The sequence below is a fragment of the Streptomyces gottesmaniae genome (assembly GCF_031845845.1).
In the GTDB taxonomy this organism is placed as follows: Bacteria; Actinomycetota; Actinomycetes; order Streptomycetales; family Streptomycetaceae; genus Streptomyces; species Streptomyces akebiae.
Map to the genome: position 1 here is coordinate 113338 of NZ_JAVRFJ010000019.1, position 16346 is coordinate 129683.

Consider the following 16346-nt stretch of genomic DNA (forward strand, 5'->3'; position numbering starts at 1 on the left):
CGCTCACGGACCAGCGCGCCCGGGAACGGACCGGGCCACCCACCCCTCCTACCCCTCCTACCCCTCCTTCTTGGTTCCCTACTACGAGCACCCCGCCGACCGCCCCGCCGAATGGGACGCCCTCGTCGAGGCCGCGCCCCGCCTCTACGGCGTCGTCCTCAACCCGGCGAACGGGCCGGGCGACGGCCCCGACCCGGCGTTCATCCGGGTCGCGAGCCGACTGCGGGCGGCCGGCGTACGCCTCCTCGGGTACGCCGACACCGGCTACGGCCGCAGACCCGTCACCGAGGTCGTACGGGAGCTGACCCGCTACCACGCCTGGTACGGCACCGACGGGGCCTTCCTCGACCAGGTGGCCGCGGAACTCGGCGCGTTCGACCACTACCGACGGCTCGCCGCGGCCGTCTGGGGCGCCGGCGCCGCCACCCTCGCCCTCAACCCCGGCACCCCTCCGCACCCCGCGTACGCCCGGATCGCCGACCTCGTCGTCACCTTCGAGGGCGCCTGGGAGACGTACCGCGACCAGCCGCCCGAGCCCTGGCCCGGCGGCAGCGGCGGCCTCGGGGCGCGGGTGTGCCATCTGGTGCACGGGGTGCCGCCGGGCACCGACGTCGGAGGTGTCGCCCGTGCCCGGGGTGCCTCCGTGCACTGCGCGGTACCCGGCGTGGGGGATCATCCCTGGGGTACGTTGCCGCACGCCCTGGAGCCCCGACGATGAGCCGTGTCCTCGCCCGCAGTGCCCTGCTGCCCCTCCTCCTGCTGGTGGCGGGGTGCACGGGCGCTTGCGACGACCGGCCGGACAGCGGACGCGGGACGGGCGAGGCCGCCCGCTGGCGACCGGAGCCGGGCACCGGGTGGCAGTGGCAGCTCAGCGGGCGACTGGACACCTCCGTCGACGTCCCGGTGTACGACATCGACGGTTTCGACCAGTCGGCCGGCACGGTCGCCGAGCTGCACGACGACGGTCGCAAGGTCATCTGCTATCTCTCCACCGGGGCCTGGGAGGACTGGCGTCCGGACGCCGACGACTTCCCGAAGTCGGTCGTGGGCAAGGGCAACGGCTGGGAGGGCGAACGCTGGCTCGACATCCGGGCGACCGACGTCCTCGAACCCCTGATGGCCGCCCGTATCGACATGTGCGCGGAGAAGGGCTTCGACGCGGTCGAGCCCGACAACATGGACGGCTACCGCAACGAGACCGGCTTCCCGCTCACGGCCGCAGACCAGCTCCGCTACAACCGCCTGATCGCCCGCCTCGCCCACGAGCGGGGCCTGGCGGTCGGCTTGAAGAACGACCTCGACCAGATACCCGAACTGGTCGACGACTTCGACTTCGCCGTCAACGAACAGTGCGCCCAGTACGAGGAGTGCGAGGACCTCACGCCGTTCATCGAGGCCGGCAAGGCCGTCTTCCACGTCGAGTACGAGAGGGAGACGGGCGACTTCTGCCCCGAGACCCGCCGTCTGAAGCTCAGCTCACTGCTGAAGAAGTGGGAGCTGGGGGTCTGGCGGGAGGCCTGCTGACCCTTGCGGGAGGGGCGGGGGAGGTGGGCGGGGAGCTCAGCCGAGGGTGAACACCACCAGCGCGGCCGTCGCCGCCGTCTCCGCGAGCCCGCCGAACACATCACCGGTGACGCCGCCGAACCGCCGTACGCAGTGGCGCAGGAGCAGCTCGGCGGCCCCGCAGGCGAGGACGATCGCGAGGACCGCACGGCCGATGTCGTACGGCCCGAAGAACGCCCCCGCGCCCGCCGCCGCGCACCCGGTCAGGGCGGCCGCGAGCAGCGCGCCGCGCACCGGCACGACCCCGGCCACCGCCGCGCCCAGTCCCTCCGGCCGGGCGGCGGGCACGCCGGCCCGCGCGGCCAGCGTCAGGGCCAGCCGGGCGGTGGTCGCGCCGACGGCCGCGGCGAGCGCGCCCAGCGCCCATGACTCGGCGTACGCCTCGGTGAGCGCGGCGACCTGGGCCAGCAGGACGAGGACGAGGGTGATGACACCGAACGGCCCGATGTCCGACTGCTTCATGATCCGCAGCGCGTCCTCGGCGGGCCTGCCGCTGCCGAGACCGTCGGCGGTGTCGGCGAGCCCGTCCAGGTGGAGGCCCCGGGTGAGGGCGGCCGGTACCGCGACGGAGGCCACCGCGGCCAGCAGCGGCCCGGCCCCCAGGAGCAGCAGGAGACCGCCGAGCAGCGCCGAACCCAGGCCGACGACCAGCCCGGCGACGGGCGCGCACAGCATCCCGACGCGCGCCGCCTCACGGTCCCAGCGGCGCACGGTCACCGGCAGCACGGTCAGGGTGCCGAAGGCGAAGCGCAGACCGTCGGCGGGCGTCGGGCCGGACGGGGCGGGGGGCTCGGGTGGCGTGGACACCGGCGCAGGCTACCCGCCGGGGCTGACCGGCTCGGCGGCGCCCGGGAGCAGTCCTGGATAAAGTTCGCATATGGGTCACTGGTGGGAACGGAACGTCATCGAGCCGGGCAAACTCCCGCTGCTGCTCGCACTCTCCGCGTTCGTCCTGACGTTCCTGATCACCCGGGTCGTCACCCGTATGATCCGCGCGGGCAAGGGACCGTTCCGCAACATCAGCGGCAGCGGCGGCGTCCACATCCACCATGTGGTCCCCGGTGTGGTGCTCACCGTCGTCGGCGGCTTCGGCTCGGTGGCCAGTGACGGGCACGGTTTCGGCGCGCTGATCTCCGCCGTGCTCTTCGGCATGGGCGCGGGTCTGGTGCTGGACGAGTTCGCGCTGATCCTGCACCTCGACGACGTGTACTGGAGCGAGGCCGGCCGCAAGAGCGTCGAGGTGGTCGTGCTGACGGCCGCCCTGGTGGGACTGATGCTGGTCGGCTTCCTGCCCTTCGGCGTCAACGACCTCGACGAGGAGGAACTCCAGGGCCGGGGGGCCGTCATGCTCAGCATGGGGACGAACTTCCTCATCGCCCTGGTCGCCCTCGCCAAGGGCAAGGCCCGCACCGCGATCTTCGGCGTCGTCATCCCGATCGTCGCCGTCGTCGGCGCCATCCGGCTGGCCCGCCCCACCTCCCCCTGGGCCCGCCGCTTCTACCGCCGCAGACCGCGCGCCCGCGCCCGGGCGTGGAAGCGTTCCTACCATCACGACCGCCGCTGGGCGGGCCCCAGCCGCCGTGTTCAGGAGTGGATCGGCGGCACCCCCGACGCGACCCCGGACACGACCCCGGAGCGCCGCTGACGGACGGCCTCCGCCGCGCACACCACCAGTACGGCCGCGATGGCCGCCAGATGCTCCTTGCCCGCGAGGTTCTCCTTCCCCAGCACCTCGACGACCATCGCCAGGACCACCGCGCCCGCCGTGACATACGCCCGGTACCGCCATCCGACGTACACCGCGAGCCCGACCACGGCCGCCGACGGACCGGTGTCCACGACCCGCGCGTCCGAGGTGGGCAGCCCCAGCAGGGGGACGTCCGGGCCGAGTGCGACGCCCACGCGCGCGTACAGCGTGCCGGCCAGGGTGGCCAGGAGGGCGATCACCAGGGTCCGCCGCCGGCCCAGGCAGAGCTCCGCGATGCCGAACACGATCAGGATCTGCGCCAGCGCGCCCCACACCGGCAGGTCCAGCGCCGGTACGAAGAGGGACAGCGGCGTCCGGGCCAGGGCCGTCCAGAGCGGGTCCTCCGCCCGTACGGCACCGGCGTTCTCGACGAACCGGTAGCCCCAGGACTGCTGGCGCGTGAGGTGGACGACGGACGCGAGACAGACGGCGGCGACCGTCATCGGGATCGCCCGCAGCCGACGGCGGACCAGGGGTGGGCCCACGGTGGCGCACAGCAGCCCCCACTCGGCGCGGACCCGTCGGGGGGCCCGGCCCGCATGCGTCCGGTTCGTCCTCACGGTGCGAAGACCGAGCGGGGGACGGGGAAGTTGAGCGATGCCCGAGTGATCCCGATCTCTGCGGTGTGCTGTCGGGTGCGGCTGGGTGGTCGCTCGTCGCGCCCTGAAGGGGCGCGGGAAACTGCGCGACCAGCCCCACCGGACCCGCACCCGACAACGCACCCCGGGGGCCGGGCGACCCTAGGTCGCGTCGTACTCCTCCCCGAGGTTCTTCTCCTCACCCCCCGGCTTCGCCGGCTCCGCCGCCACGGCCTCCCGCTCGGGCAGCTCCGCCGCCAACGCGGCCGCGGCCCGCACCAGCGGCAACGCCAGCAGGGCGCCCGCCCCTTCGCCGACCTTCACCCCATGGTCGAGCAGCGGTTCGATCGCCATCCGGTCCAACGCCTTGGCCTGCGCCGGCTCCCCGCTGCTCTGCCCGGCCAGCCACCAGTCCGGTGCCCGGAACGCGACCCGCTGGGCGACCAGCGCACACGCCGCCGACACCACGCCGTCCAGGATCACCGGCGTCTTGCGCACCGCGCTCTGCAGCAGGAACCCGGTCATGGCGGCGAGATCCGCACCGCCCACGGTCGCCAGCAACTGCAACTGGTCGCCGAGCACCGGCCGGGCCCGCCGCAGGGAGTCCCGTACGGCCGCGCACTTGCGCATCCACGCCAGATCGTCGATCGCGCGCCCGCCCCGCCCGGTCACGACGGACGCGTCGGTCCCGCACAGCCCGGCGACGAGGACCGCCGCCGCCGTGGTCCCGCCGACACTCACATCACCGAGGACGACGAGGTCGGTCCCGGAGTCCGCCTCCTCGTCCGCGAGGGCGACACCCACCCGGAAGGCGGCCTCCGCCTCCTCCGCCGTCAGCGCGTCCTCGACGTCGATACGCCCGGACCCGCGCCGCACCCGATGCCCTACGACCTCGGCGGGCAACGCCTCCGGGTCGCAGTCGAGCGCGAGGTCCACCACGCGGACGGGCACGCCGAGCTGCCGGGCCAGCACCGCCACCGGACTGCTGCCGTCGAGGACGCCCCGCACCAGCTGGTCCGCGGTGCCCGCGGCCCGCGCGGAGACGCCGAGTTCGGCGATCCCGTGGTCGCCCGCGAACAGCAGCACCCGGGGCCGTTCGATCGGCCGCACCGGCACGGCCGACTGCGCCGCCGCCAACCACTCACCCAGTTCGTCGAGGCGGCCCAGCGCCCCGGGCGGCACGATCTGCTTCTCCCGCCGCGCCTCGGCGTCGCGGCGCACCCCACCGTCGGGGCGCTCGATCAGATCGGTGAAGTCGTCGAGATTAAGCGAGCTCATTCGCCGAACAGTACCGGCAGGGATCGAACACGACGGCGCCACACCGTGACCCCGCGACGCACGAACGTCCCATAGCGCCACCGGCACGTCATTGCACCGGGGACCAGGCCCCCGTACGTACCTTTTTGGGGCCAATGTCCCCATGTCGCGCACAGGAGCCGCCATGTCCCCCACCCCGTGGCCGGAGCCCGGCCCACTCGCGGGAGTCGACCCCTTCCACGAACCGCGCCGGGACGACTGTCCGTGGTGCGGCTCGCGGCAGTTGCGTACGCGGGTGCGCGCGCCGGAGGGGCGGCGGCGCACGCCGGGCACGTTCGTGGTGGACGAGTGCCGGGACTGCTCGCACGCCTTCCAGAACCCCCGGCCCACGGCGGACGGCCTGCTGCTCAGGTACCGCCGGCACGCCGTCGAGGACGACCTCGACCCGGACCCCGTCGGGCGACGGCGCCACCGGCACCTGCGGGGCGCCGCCCGCGCGCTGCCACCGCACCTCGAACCGGAGAGCTGGCTCGACGTCGGCACCGGGCACGGCCACTTCCCGGAGGCCGCGCGCGAGATCCACCCGTACACCTCCTTCGACGGCCTCGACCCGACCCCGCGCGTCGACCTGGCATGGGAGGCCGGGCGCGTGGAGGAGGCGTACCGGGGCCTGCTCACCGACCCCGGGATCATGGCGCGGCTGCGTGCCCGCTACGAGGTGGTGAGCATGTTTCACCACCTCGAACACACCGCCGACCCCCGCGAGGAGCTCCGTGCCGCCCGCGCGGTGCTGCGCCCCGGCGGTCATCTCCTCCTCGAAGTCCTGGACCCGGCCCGCCCGTTGGGCGCCCTGCCCGCCAGGAACCGACGCCTGTGGAAGCCGCGCGACCGCCCCCGCCCCCTGCACCTCGTGCCCCTGCGCAACCTGCTCGCCGAACTGCGCTCCCTGGACTTCGAGATCCTCGCGGCCCGGCCGTGCACCCCTCTCCCGCCCCGCGCGCACCGCATCCTCGCGCGCCGCACCACACCACCGAGCGCCCCCACAACATCCCGAGCGCCGACGGCCGAACGGGCGGACCGCTCAACCCCGTAGCGGCAGGGCCTGCCCCGCCACCACCAGCAGGACGTGCTCGCACTCCTTCGCGAAGGCCGCGTTCAGGCGGCCGAGTTCATCGCGGTAGCGGCGGCCGGAGGCGGTGGCGGGGACGATGCCGGAGCCGACCTCGTTGGAGACGGCGACGAGGGTGCGGCGCGTGTGCCGTACGGCTTCGGTGAGTTCGGTGATACGCGCCCGGAGCGCGCGCTCCCCGCCGCCGGCCCACTCCGCGTCGTCCCACGCCCCCACCGCGTCCATGGCGTCCGTCAGCCACAGCGAGAGACAGTCCACGAGCAGCGGCGCCCCGTCGTCGTCCTTCAACAGCGGGACGAGGTCGCAGGTCTCGACCGTGCGCCAGGACCCGGGCCGCCGCTCACGGTGGGCGGCGACCCGCTCGGCCCACTCCCCGTCGCCGCCCCGCAGCCCGCCGGTCGCCACGTACAGGACGTCGGGGAACGCCTCCAGCCGCCGCTCGGCCTCCACCGACTTCCCGGACCGTGCCCCGCCGAGCACCAGCGTGCGGCGCGGCACATCGGGGACGTCCTCGTAGGCGCCGACCGCCAGCGTCGTCCCGTCCGGCACGGTGCGCGCGCCCGCCGCCGCGAGCCGGCGCGGCAACTCGCCGTCCGGCGGCACGTCGTGGTCGATGTGCACGGCGACGACGTCCGTCGTCGGGCCCACGGCCCCCGCCGCGCGCAGCCGCGCCAGCGCGTCCGGCCGCCCCAGCACGTCGAGGAGGACCATGTCGTACGGCTCCGACCGCTCCTCCACACCGGCGGGCGCGCCCCCCGGCGGCAGGTACAGCAACCGCTGGCCGCCCGGACCGGTCACCGCGTACCCGGTGCCGGGGGCGTCCAGGGCCTGGGCCCGCACCCGGTGCCCGGTCAGCAGCGCCAGCTCCCGCCCGTCCGGTACGCGCACCGGCTGCGGCAACCCCGCCGGCACCTCCACGGCGGGCCCGTCATGCGGATGCGACAGCAGCACCTGCCGCACCCCGGTGAGCGTGCGCCCGGCGCGCGCGGCCGCGAGGGCGGCGCCCGGAGTGAGGTCGAGCAGCAGTGTGCCGTCCACGAGCAGCGCGGTCGCCCCGCGCGCGGCCACACCGAGCGCGGTCGCGCACACCGCGCACGGACAGTCGGGGCGGGGGAGTCCCGCGGGGGCGCCGGTGCCGAGCAATGTCAGTTCCACAGGGACCATTTTCCCGCGTCCGGATGAACACCCGCAGGTCTTGCGCGTCCGACTAGGCTCAGGGGGAACCGGATCTTGCTCGGTGCCGTGTGCGGTGCCGGGCCGGTACTTACGGAGGCTCACATGGCGGCATGGACGTGGCGTTTCGAGAAGGCCGACGGGACGGAGGTCCAGCCCGCGGTCCAGCCCGAGGAGTTCACGACCCAGGGGGATGCCGAGTCGTGGATCGGAGAACACTGGAAAGCGCTCCTCGAAGGCGGGGCCGACCAGGTCCGTCTCTTCGAGGACACGACGGAGATCTACGGCCCGATGAGCCTGCACGCCCAGGACGCGTAGCGCTCCGCGACGGGACGGGGCCCCTGCCCGGGGCTCCGCCCCGATCCCCGCGCCCCTGCGTTTCAGGGGCGCGGGGAACTGCGCGACCAGCCCCCACCGGCCCCGCACCCGACAACGCGCCAAGGGGGTCGAAGGGGCGCAGCCCCTGCTGGATGGGACGGGTAGGGGCGGCGGGGGCGAGAAGAACTCAGCCGCGCACACCGCACAGGTGCAGCAACGCCGCCACCTGCCGATAAGGATCCGTCCGCCCGGCCCGCTCCTCCGCCGCGAGGAGCGCATCGAGATCCCCGTCCCCCTCGGGCAGCGCCGCGTCGTCCGCGGCCAGATCCGTGAACACCCGCACCCCGTACCAGGCGTGCAACGGCGCCCCGATCCCCGCGAGCGCGTCCGTCAACGTCCCCCGCCGATCCGCCCGCACCTCCAGCCCGAGCCGATTGCGGTACGCCGTGGTGTCGAAGGCGGCCAGCGCCCCGGCCCAGTCCCCGGCGAGCCCGGCCCGCATCGCGAGCGCGTCGCCGTTGCGGACGAGCAGGGACAGCAGCCCACCCTGCGCCAGCATCCGCGCCAACCCGGCCAGCAGGGCGTCGGGCTCCTCGACGTACATCAGAACCCCGTGACAAAGCACCACGTCGAAACTGCCCGGCAGGAAGTGCACCCCGGTGTCCCGGCCGTCGCCCTCCACGATCCGCATCCGCCCGCGGATGCCCTCGGGCTCGGCGGCGAGCGCCTCCCGGGCCACCGCGATCAGCTTCGACTCCCGCTCGATCCCGGTCACCGCGTGTCCGGCCCGGGCCAGCCGCAGTGCCTGCGTGCCCTGCCCCATGCCCACGTCGAGCACCCGGAGCCGCTGCCCGACCGGGAAGCGTCCGGCTATCTGCTCGTCGACCTGCCGGGAGACCAGCTCCTGTCGTACGACCTCACGCAGGGTGCCCAGTCGGTCCAGCCATGCCTGCGTGGCACCTTCGGAGAAAGGGGTCGTACTCAGGGCCGCTCTCCGCGCTTGACCTGCGGCTTGGGCAGCCGAAGGCGACGCATCTGGAGCGTGCGCATCAGGGCGTAGGCCACGGCGCCCTTCTTGTTCGCGTCCGGGAAGCGGGCGTTGAGCTGCTTCTTCAGGCGGAACCCGAGGCCGATCGAGTCGACCACGATCAACACGATCACGAAGAGCCACAGCAGCAGCGCGACGTTCTGCATCGAGGCCACCTGCACCATGCTCAACACGAGGATGATCACGGCCAGCGGCAGGAAGAACTCCGCGATGTGGAATCGCGAGTCCACGAAGTCGCGGGCGAACCTGCGGACCGGACCCTTGTCCCGTGCCGGCAGATACCGCTCGTCACCGGTCGCCAGCGCCTGGCGCTGCTTCTCCATCGCGGCACGGCGCTCGTCGCGCGAGCGCTTGGCGGCCTCCTTGCGCGTCGTCGGGGTATTGGCGACGCTTCGGCGCTGCCCCTGGGCCACACTCCGTTTCGGAGTGGGGCGCCCCTTGGGGGCCTGCGGGTCACGGGTCTGCTTGGAGTCGGTCACCAGCGCCTTGTCGGCGGCCGATTCCTTCTCGCTCTTCGCGCGGCTACGGAACACAAAACCCAAGGGTACGGGGTGCCGGGGCATGGACCCCAGCCCGGTGGGGAACGATCCGGCAACACCCGGCGTCCGTACTGGAGACAGAGCCGGGGCGATGGTGGACGGGGAGACCCGTAAAGCCGGAGACGGCCGGAGAAGGCCGAAGGAAGCCGAAGAGAGTCGGAAAAGGGGGAACGCGGTGAAGGTTCGTCCGTAGCGGGCTGAGGTATTCCGGGGGTCGGCCCGTACATGACCCCGGGAGACACCTACTCCCTACGCCGGATCGGAGCCGCACACAGTCGTCCTTGGGGATGACCGCATCCACCCGCGAACAGTGCGGTAATGGATGCAGGGCCCGTACTGTGGGTTCTGTCGCAGACCTGTGAGCTGGAGTCCGTCAGAAGGGGGCGCGCGAAGCCCATGAGCGGTGTCATGAAGCGTATGGGGATGATCTTCCGCGCGAAGGCGAACAAGGCCCTTGACCGGGCCGAGGACCCGCGCGAAACCCTCGATTACTCGTATCAGAAGCAGCTGGAGCTGCTCCAGAAGGTGCGCCGAGGCGTGGCCGACGTCGCCACGTCCCGCAAGCGCCTGGAGCTTCAGCTCAACCAGCTCCAGTCCCAGTCCTCGAAGCTGGAGGACCAGGGCCGCAAGGCGCTCGCGCTCGGTCGCGAGGACCTGGCCCGCGAGGCCCTCTCGCGCCGTGCCGCGCTCCAGCAGCAGGTGACGGACCTGGAGACGCAGCACTCCACCCTCCAGGGCGAGGAGGAGAAGCTCACCCTCGCCGCGCAGCGCCTGCAGGCCAAGGTCGACGCCTTCCGTACGAAGAAGGAGACGATCAAGGCCACGTACACCGCCGCCCAGGCCCAGACCAGGATCGGCGAGGCGTTCTCCGGCATCTCCGAGGAGATGGGCGACGTCGGTCTCGCGATCCAGCGCGCCGAGGACAAGACGGCCCAGCTCCAGGCCCGGGCCGGCGCCATCGACGAACTGCTCGCCTCCGGCGCCCTCGACGACCCGTCCGGGATGCACAAGGACGACATCCAGGCCGAGCTGGACCGCCTCTCCGGTGGTACGGACGTCGAGCTGGAGCTCCAGCGCATGAAGGCGGAGCTGGCGGGCGGCCCGTCCGCGCAGCAGCAGGCCATCGAGGGCGGCACCGGCCAGTCGGCGCCGCAGCAGCAGCAGTCCCAGCACCAGGACACCCCGCGCTTCGACAAGTAAGGGGCTCTCGTCCCCGAGGAGGGCGACATGATCGTACGGATCATGGGGGAGGGGCAGGTGAGGCTGGACGACGTCCACTTCGCCGAACTGAACAAGCTGGACGACGTACTCCTGGCGGAGATGGAGGGCGGCGACGGCCCGGGCTTCCGCCACACCCTCCACGCCCTCCTGGACAAGGTCCGCGAACTGGGCACGCCCCTGCCCGACGACTCCCTGGAACCGTCCGAACTGATCCTCCCGGCGCCGGACGCGACGCTGGAGGAGGTCAGGCAGATGCTGAGCGACGACGGTCTGATCCCGGGGTGACGACAGCCGGACAGCCTCGAAAGGGCCGCAGGCCTCTTGTCGGACGGGCACGGGCGGCGGGGGCGACCAGCTCCGCCCACCCCCAAGGCGCCGCCACCACCACCGGTTCCGCCCCCGGCGACCGCCCCGTACCGTAAACAGTCGTGAGCACCCTCCAGCGGGCCAGGACCTGGCTGACCGCGCATCCCCTCGCGCTGGACGCCGCCCTCGCCCTCGGCGTCCTCGTCGCGATGGTCGCCGGCGCCTTCGTCGATCCGAACGCCGCCCACGGTGAGAAATGGGGCGCCCGCACCCCCGACGCCCTCAGCATCGCGCTCATGGTGCCGGCCGCCGCCGTCCTCGTCGCCCGCCGCCGCGCCCCCATGGCCGTGCTGGCCGCGACCTGCGCCCTCACCCTCACCGAACTGGTGACGGGCGACCCGCGCGCCCCCGTGGCGATGTCCGCCGTCATCGCCCTCTACACCGTCGCCTCCGCCACCGACCGCCCCACCACCTGGCGCGTCGGCCTGCTCACGATGACCGTGCTGACGGGCACCGCCATGCTCGCCGGCCCGCTCCCCTGGTACGCCCAGGAGAACATCGGCATCTTCGCCTGGACCGGCATGGCCGCGACGGCGGGGGACGCGGTCCGCAGCCGCCGCGCCTTCGTGGACGCCATCAGGGAGCGCGCCGAACGGGCCGAGCGGACGCGTGAGGAGGAGGCCCGTCGCCGGGTCGCCGAGGAACGCCTGCGGATCGCCCGTGACCTGCACGATGTCGTCGCCCACCACATCGCCCTCGTCAATGTGCAGGCCGGGGTCGCCGCGCACGTCATGGACAAACGGCCCGACCAGGCCAAGGAGGCCCTCGCCCACGTCCGCGAGGCCAGCCGCTCCGCGCTGGGTGAACTCCGCGCCACGGTCGGCCTGTTGCGCCAGTCCGGCGACCCCGAGGCGCCCACCGAACCCGCCCCGGGCCTGGTCCGGCTCGACGAACTCGTCGGCACCTTCCACAGCGCGGGCCTCGCCGTCGAGGTGGTCCGCGCCGACGAGGGCGTGAACCTCCCCGCCGCCGTCGACCTCGTCGCGTACCGCGTCATCCAGGAAGCCCTCACCAATGTGCACAAGCACGCGGGCGAGGAGGCGAAAGCCGAGGTCAGCGTCGTACGCGTCGGCCCGAACGTGGAGATCACCGTCCTCGACGACGGCACCGGACAGCCGGCGGCGGACAACCAGGACGACGAGAACCGCGAGGGCGGCGGGCACGGTCTCCTCGGCATGCGCGAACGCGTCGCCGCGCTCGGCGGCACCCTCACCACCGGCCCCCGCTACGGCGGCGGCTTCCGTGTCCATGCGATCCTGCCGCTCAAGACCCGAACGGCCACCGCGGAAGCCGTACGACCGTGACCGCACGGTCGAGGCGGCGGCCGTACGACCGTGACCAGCGCCCCGGGGGACCCCCTATGACGATCCGCGTCCTGCTCGCCGACGACCAGGCGCTGCTGCGCAGCGCGTTCCGGGTGCTCGTCGACTCGGAGGCGGACATGGAGGTGGTGGGGGAGGCCTCGGACGGGGCGGAGGCCGTGCGGCTCGCGAAGGAGGAGCGGGCGGACGTCGTGCTGATGGACATCCGGATGCCCGGCACGGACGGACTGGCCGCCACCCGCATGATCAGCGCCGACCCGACGCTCGCCCAGGTCCGCGTCGTCATCCTCACCACCTTCGAGGTCGACGACTACGTCGTGCAGTCGCTGCGCGCCGGCGCCTCCGGCTTCCTCGGCAAGGGCTCCGAGCCGGACGAACTGCTGAACGCGATCCGGGTGGCCGCCGGCGGAGAGGCACTGCTGTCGCCCACCGCCACCAAGGGCCTGATCGCCCGCTTCCTCGCCCAGCCGGACGACTCGGCCGACGGCGAGGGCGGAGCCGCCGCCCGCTCGGAGCGCCTCGCCACCCTGACCGGTCGCGAGCGGGAAGTGCTCGTCCAGGTCGCCGGCGGGCTCTCCAACGACGAGATCGCCGAGCGTCTGGAGGTGAGCCCGCTGACCGTGAAGACACACGTCAACCGGGCCATGGCGAAGCTCGGCGCCCGCGACCGGGCGCAACTGGTGGTCTTCGCGTACGAGTCGGGCCTGGTACGACCGAAGGTGGACTGACAGCCGCCGGGGACTACTCCACTCGGAGTATGCGCGGCATAAGGAAATGGCCCTGGGGAGCGAGGGAACAGGCACCTCCCATGGCCCAGGGTATGAGGTGAGCGCTCACAACCGCTTCACACGGGCGACACATGGGGGGATCCAAGCCGCATGTGGCATGGGCGTTCGTCACCCGCTCACGCCACAGAAGAGAGACCCTGACCCATGTCCTGGCTGTCTCGGTTCAGCCTCGCACAACGGGCCCTCGTCGGTCTGATGTCGATCATCGCGCTCGTCTTCGGGGCGATCGCGATACCCCAGCTCAAGCAGCAGCTGCTGCCCACCATCGAACTGCCCATGGTGTCCGTGCTCGCCCCCTACCAGGGCGCGTCCCCGGACGTGGTCGAGAAGCAGGTCGTCGAGCCCATCGAGGACAGCCTCGAAGGCGTCGACGGCATCACGGGCGTCACCTCCACCGCCAGCGAGGGCAACGCCCTGATCATGGCGTCCTTCGACTACGGCCCCGGCACCGACCAGCTCGTCGCCGACGTCCAGCAGGCCGTCAACCGGGTCCGGGCGCAGCTGCCGGACGACGTGGACCCGCAGGTCATCGCGGGCTCGACGGACGACATGCCGACCGTCGTCCTCGCCGTCTCCGCGGGCCGGGACCAGCAGGCCCTCGCCGACCAGCTCGACCGGACCGTGGTGCCCACGCTGGAGGGCATCGACGGCGTCGGCCAGGTCACCGTCGACGGCGTACGGGACCTCCAGGTCACCGTCACCCCCGACGACGCGAAGCTGGCGAAGGCGGGCCTGACCACGATGGCCCTCTCGCAGGCGCTCCAGGCCGGCGGAGTCACCGTCCCCGCGGGCTCCTTCGACGAGGACGGCGCCAACCGCACCGTCCAGGTCGGCGGCGGCTACACCTCGCTGGAGCAGATCGAGAACCTGAGGGTGCGCGGCGAGGGCGCCAAGAAGCCCGTACGCCTCGCGGACGTCGCCACCGTCGAGGAGGAGCAGGCCAAGGCCGACTCCATCACCCGCACGAACGGTGAGCCGAGCCTCGCGGTCATGGTCACCATGGACCGGAACGGCAGCGCGGTCGCCATTTCCGAGGCCGTCGAGGACAAGCTGGCGGACATGCGCCGCGATCTCGGCTCCGGCGCCACCGTCACCGTGGTCAGCGACCAGGGCCCGGCGGTCTCCAAGTCCATCGACGGACTGACCACCGAGGGCGCCCTCGGTCTGGTCTTCGCGGTCCTGGTCATCCTGGTCTTCCTGGCGTCGATCCGCTCGACCCTCGTCACCGCGGTCTCCATCCCGCTGTCGGTGGTCCTGGCGCTGATCGTGCTGTGGACCCGCGACCTCTCCCTCAACATGCTCACCCTCGGCGCGCTGACCATCGCCATCGGCCGGGTCGTCGACGACTCGATCGTGGTGCTGGAGAACATCAAGCGCCACCTCGGCTACGGCGAGGAGCGCGAGGAGGCCATCCTCAAGGCGGTCCGTGAGGTCGCCGGCGCGGTCACCTCCTCCACCCTGACGACCGTCGCCGTCTTCCTCCCGATCGGACTCACCGGCGGCATGGTCGGCGAGCTGTTCGGCAGCTTCTCGCTGACCGTGACGGCGGCCCTGCTGGCCTCCCTCCTGGTCTCGCTGACCGTGGTGCCGGTGCTGTCGTACTGGTTCCTGCGCGCCCCGAAGGGCACGCCCGAGGACGCCGACGAGGCGCGCCGCAAGGCCGAGGAGAAGGAGGCCAAGAGCCGTCTCCAGCGCTTCTACGTCCCCGTCCTGCGCTTCGCCACCCGCCGCAGGCTGACCAGCATCGCCATCGCGGCCGCCGTCCTGGTCGGCACGTTCGGCATGGCCCCGCTGCTGAAGACGAACTTCTTCGACCCCGGCGACCAGGAGGTCCTCAGCCTCAAGCAGGAGTTGAAGCCCGGCACCAGTCTCGCGGCGACCGACGAGCAGACCAGGAAGGTCGAGAAACTGCTCGCCGGCACCGAGGGGGTCAAGGACTACCAGGTCACCGTCGGCTCCTCCGGGTTCATGGCCGCCTTCGGCGGTGGCACTGACACCAACCAGGCCTCGTACAGCGTCATGCTGGACGACTCGGCCGACGCCGCCGGTGTCCAGGACACGATCGAGAAGGGCCTCGCCGGGCTCTCCGGGATCGGTACGACCACCGTCGCGGTCGGCGACGCCTTCGGCAGCCAGGACCTCAGCGTGGTCGTCAAGGCCGCGGACGGCGACGTCCTGCGCAAGGCCGCCGAGCAGGTCCGCGACGCGGTCTCGACCATGGACAACGTCACCGACGTCACCAGCGACCTCGCGCAGAGCGTGCCCCGCATCTCGGTGAAGGCCACCGACAAGGCGGCCGCGGCCGGCTTCGACGACCAGACCCTCGGCGCGGCCGTCGCCCAGGCCGTCCGCGGTACCACCAGCGGCCGGGCGATCCTCGACGACACCGAGCGGGACATCGTCATCAAGTCGGCGAAGCCCGCCGACACCATCGAGGAGCTGCGCGACCTGCCGCTGGGCGCGGTCAAGCTGGGCGACATCGCGGACGTCGAGCTGGTGGACGGCCCGGTCTCCATGACCCGGATCGACGGCCAGCGGGCCGCGACGATCACGGCGAAGCCGAAGGGCGACAACACCGGCGCCGTCAGCACCGACCTCACCGCCAAGCTGGACGCGATCAAGCTGCCCGAGGGCGCCACCGCCGACATCGGCGGCGTCTCCGAGGACCAGGACGAGGCCTTCGCCTCCCTCGGCCTCGCGATGCTCGCGGCCATCGCGATCGTCTTCATGCTGCTCGTGGCCACCTTCCGGTCGCTGGTCCAGCCGCTGATCCTGCTGGTCTCGATCCCGTTCGCGGCCACCGGCGCGATCGGCCTGCTGATCGTCACCGGCACGCCCATGGGCGTTCCCGCGATGATCGGCATGCTGATGCTGATCGGCATCGTGGTGACCAACGCGATCGTGCTGATCGACCTGATCAACCAGTACCGCCGCCAGGGCTACGGCACGGTCGAGGCGGTCATCGAGGGAGGCCGCCACCGGCTGCGTCCCATCCTGATGACGGCGCTGGCGACGATCTTCGCGCTGCTGCCCATGGCCCTCGGCATCACCGGTGAGGGCGGCTTCATCGCCCAGCCGCTGGCCGTGGTCGTCATCGGCGGCCTGATCACGTCGACGCTGCTGACGCTCCTCCTCGTCCCGACCCTCTACACGATGATCGAGATCCGCAAGGAGCGCCGGGCGAAGAAGAAGGCCCTGAAGCGGGCGGGCACCGCGTCCGACCCGACGAAGCCGGAGTCCGGCTCGGAGGCGGAGAAGCCGGAGCCCGCCGGGGTCTGACACCCCCGGAGGTCCAGG

At 72.6% G+C, this 16346-nt stretch carries 16 protein-coding genes; 10 read left to right on the top strand and 6 right to left on the bottom strand.

All coding sequences use genetic code 11. The features are described from left to right. Positions 1-70 precede the first annotated feature (70 nt). Together RM704_RS22345 and RM704_RS22350 are read left to right on the top strand one after the other, a co-directional pair. The gene (locus tag RM704_RS22345; protein ID WP_033526489.1) at positions 71-718 is read left to right on the top strand and encodes a spherulation-specific family 4 protein; all 648 of its coding nucleotides are present in this window, start codon (positions 71-73) and stop codon (positions 716-718) included. Continuing rightward, positions 715-1524 carry an endo alpha-1,4 polygalactosaminidase gene (locus tag RM704_RS22350; RefSeq protein ID WP_033526482.1) on the top strand — a complete coding sequence of 270 codons (810 nt, stop codon included), beginning with the start codon at positions 715-717 and terminating at the stop codon, positions 1522-1524. The genes RM704_RS22345 and RM704_RS22350 overlap by 4 nt, the downstream gene beginning before the upstream one ends. Positions 1525-1560: 36 nt before the next feature. Here the strand turns inward: RM704_RS22350 and RM704_RS22355 are convergent, their stop codons facing one another. Then, positions 1561-2370: an adenosylcobinamide-GDP ribazoletransferase gene (locus tag RM704_RS22355; protein WP_311591082.1), complete on the bottom strand. Its 810-nt coding sequence runs from the start codon at positions 2368-2370 to the stop codon at positions 1561-1563. A gap of 70 nt (positions 2371-2440) precedes the next feature. Between RM704_RS22355 and RM704_RS22360 the strand changes: the two genes are divergently transcribed. Beyond that, positions 2441-3208, top strand: coding sequence for a hypothetical protein (locus RM704_RS22360; protein ID WP_033528202.1), 768 nt, complete (start codon positions 2441-2443; stop codon positions 3206-3208). On the opposite strand, the gene RM704_RS22365 is transcribed toward RM704_RS22360, so the two are convergent. After that, positions 3148-3870: a hypothetical protein gene (locus RM704_RS22365; protein WP_052146116.1), complete on the bottom strand. Its 723-nt coding sequence runs from the start codon at positions 3868-3870 to the stop codon at positions 3148-3150. The two genes, RM704_RS22360 and RM704_RS22365, sit on opposite strands and share 61 nt — an antisense overlap. 180 nt (positions 3871-4050) lie before the next feature. Then, positions 4051-5166, bottom strand: a complete 1116-nt coding sequence (gene cobT / locus RM704_RS22370; protein WP_033528201.1) for a nicotinate-nucleotide--dimethylbenzimidazole phosphoribosyltransferase — start codon at positions 5164-5166, stop codon at positions 4051-4053. A 163-nt stretch (positions 5167-5329) separates the two neighbouring features. Between cobT and RM704_RS22375 the strand changes: the two genes are divergently transcribed. After that, entirely contained in the window at positions 5330-6238 is a 909-nt protein-coding gene (locus tag RM704_RS22375; RefSeq protein ID WP_033528200.1) for a class I SAM-dependent methyltransferase, read from the top strand. On the opposite strand, the gene RM704_RS22380 is transcribed toward RM704_RS22375, so the two are convergent. Next, positions 6227-7429, bottom strand: coding sequence for a bifunctional adenosylcobinamide kinase/adenosylcobinamide-phosphate guanylyltransferase (locus tag RM704_RS22380; protein WP_033528199.1), 1203 nt, complete (start codon positions 7427-7429; stop codon positions 6227-6229). The two genes, RM704_RS22375 and RM704_RS22380, sit on opposite strands and share 12 nt — an antisense overlap. 123 nt (positions 7430-7552) lie before the next feature. Between RM704_RS22380 and RM704_RS22385 the strand changes: the two genes are divergently transcribed. Beyond that, the gene (locus RM704_RS22385) at positions 7553-7765 is read left to right on the top strand and encodes a hypothetical protein (protein WP_033528198.1); all 213 of its coding nucleotides are present in this window, start codon (positions 7553-7555) and stop codon (positions 7763-7765) included. 187 nt (positions 7766-7952) lie between these two features. On the opposite strand, the gene RM704_RS22390 is transcribed toward RM704_RS22385, so the two are convergent. Both RM704_RS22390 and RM704_RS22395 read right to left on the bottom strand, forming a co-directional pair. Beyond that, positions 7953-8588 carry a class I SAM-dependent methyltransferase gene (locus tag RM704_RS22390; RefSeq protein WP_438828943.1) on the bottom strand — a complete coding sequence of 212 codons (636 nt, stop codon included), beginning with the start codon at positions 8586-8588 and terminating at the stop codon, positions 7953-7955. A gap of 158 nt (positions 8589-8746) precedes the next feature. Beyond that, the gene (locus RM704_RS22395) at positions 8747-9376 is read right to left on the bottom strand and encodes a DUF3043 domain-containing protein (RefSeq protein ID WP_192829689.1); all 630 of its coding nucleotides are present in this window, start codon (positions 9374-9376) and stop codon (positions 8747-8749) included. 294 nt (positions 9377-9670) lie between these two features. On the opposite strand from RM704_RS22395, the gene RM704_RS22400 reads away from it, so the two are divergent. The 5 genes from RM704_RS22400 to RM704_RS22420 all read left to right on the top strand — a co-directional run bounded on the left by RM704_RS22400 (position 9671) and on the right by RM704_RS22420 (position 16328). After that, positions 9671-10552 carry a PspA/IM30 family protein gene (locus tag RM704_RS22400; RefSeq protein WP_078937185.1) on the top strand — a complete coding sequence of 294 codons (882 nt, stop codon included), beginning with the start codon at positions 9671-9673 and terminating at the stop codon, positions 10550-10552. A gap of 27 nt (positions 10553-10579) precedes the next feature. Next, a complete protein-coding gene (pspAA, locus tag RM704_RS22405; protein WP_033528195.1) occupies positions 10580-10858 on the top strand; it encodes a PspA-associated protein PspAA in 279 nt (92 codons plus the stop codon). Positions 10859-11001: 143 nt separating this feature from the next. Then, the gene (locus RM704_RS22410; RefSeq protein WP_033528194.1) at positions 11002-12243 is read left to right on the top strand and encodes a sensor histidine kinase; all 1242 of its coding nucleotides are present in this window, start codon (positions 11002-11004) and stop codon (positions 12241-12243) included. A 56-nt stretch (positions 12244-12299) separates the two neighbouring features. Beyond that, the gene (locus RM704_RS22415; protein ID WP_033528193.1) at positions 12300-12989 is read left to right on the top strand and encodes a response regulator; all 690 of its coding nucleotides are present in this window, start codon (positions 12300-12302) and stop codon (positions 12987-12989) included. 204 nt (positions 12990-13193) lie between these two features. Continuing rightward, positions 13194-16328, top strand: a complete 3135-nt coding sequence (locus RM704_RS22420) for an efflux RND transporter permease subunit (RefSeq protein WP_033528192.1) — start codon at positions 13194-13196, stop codon at positions 16326-16328. Positions 16329-16346: the final 18 nt, after the last annotated feature.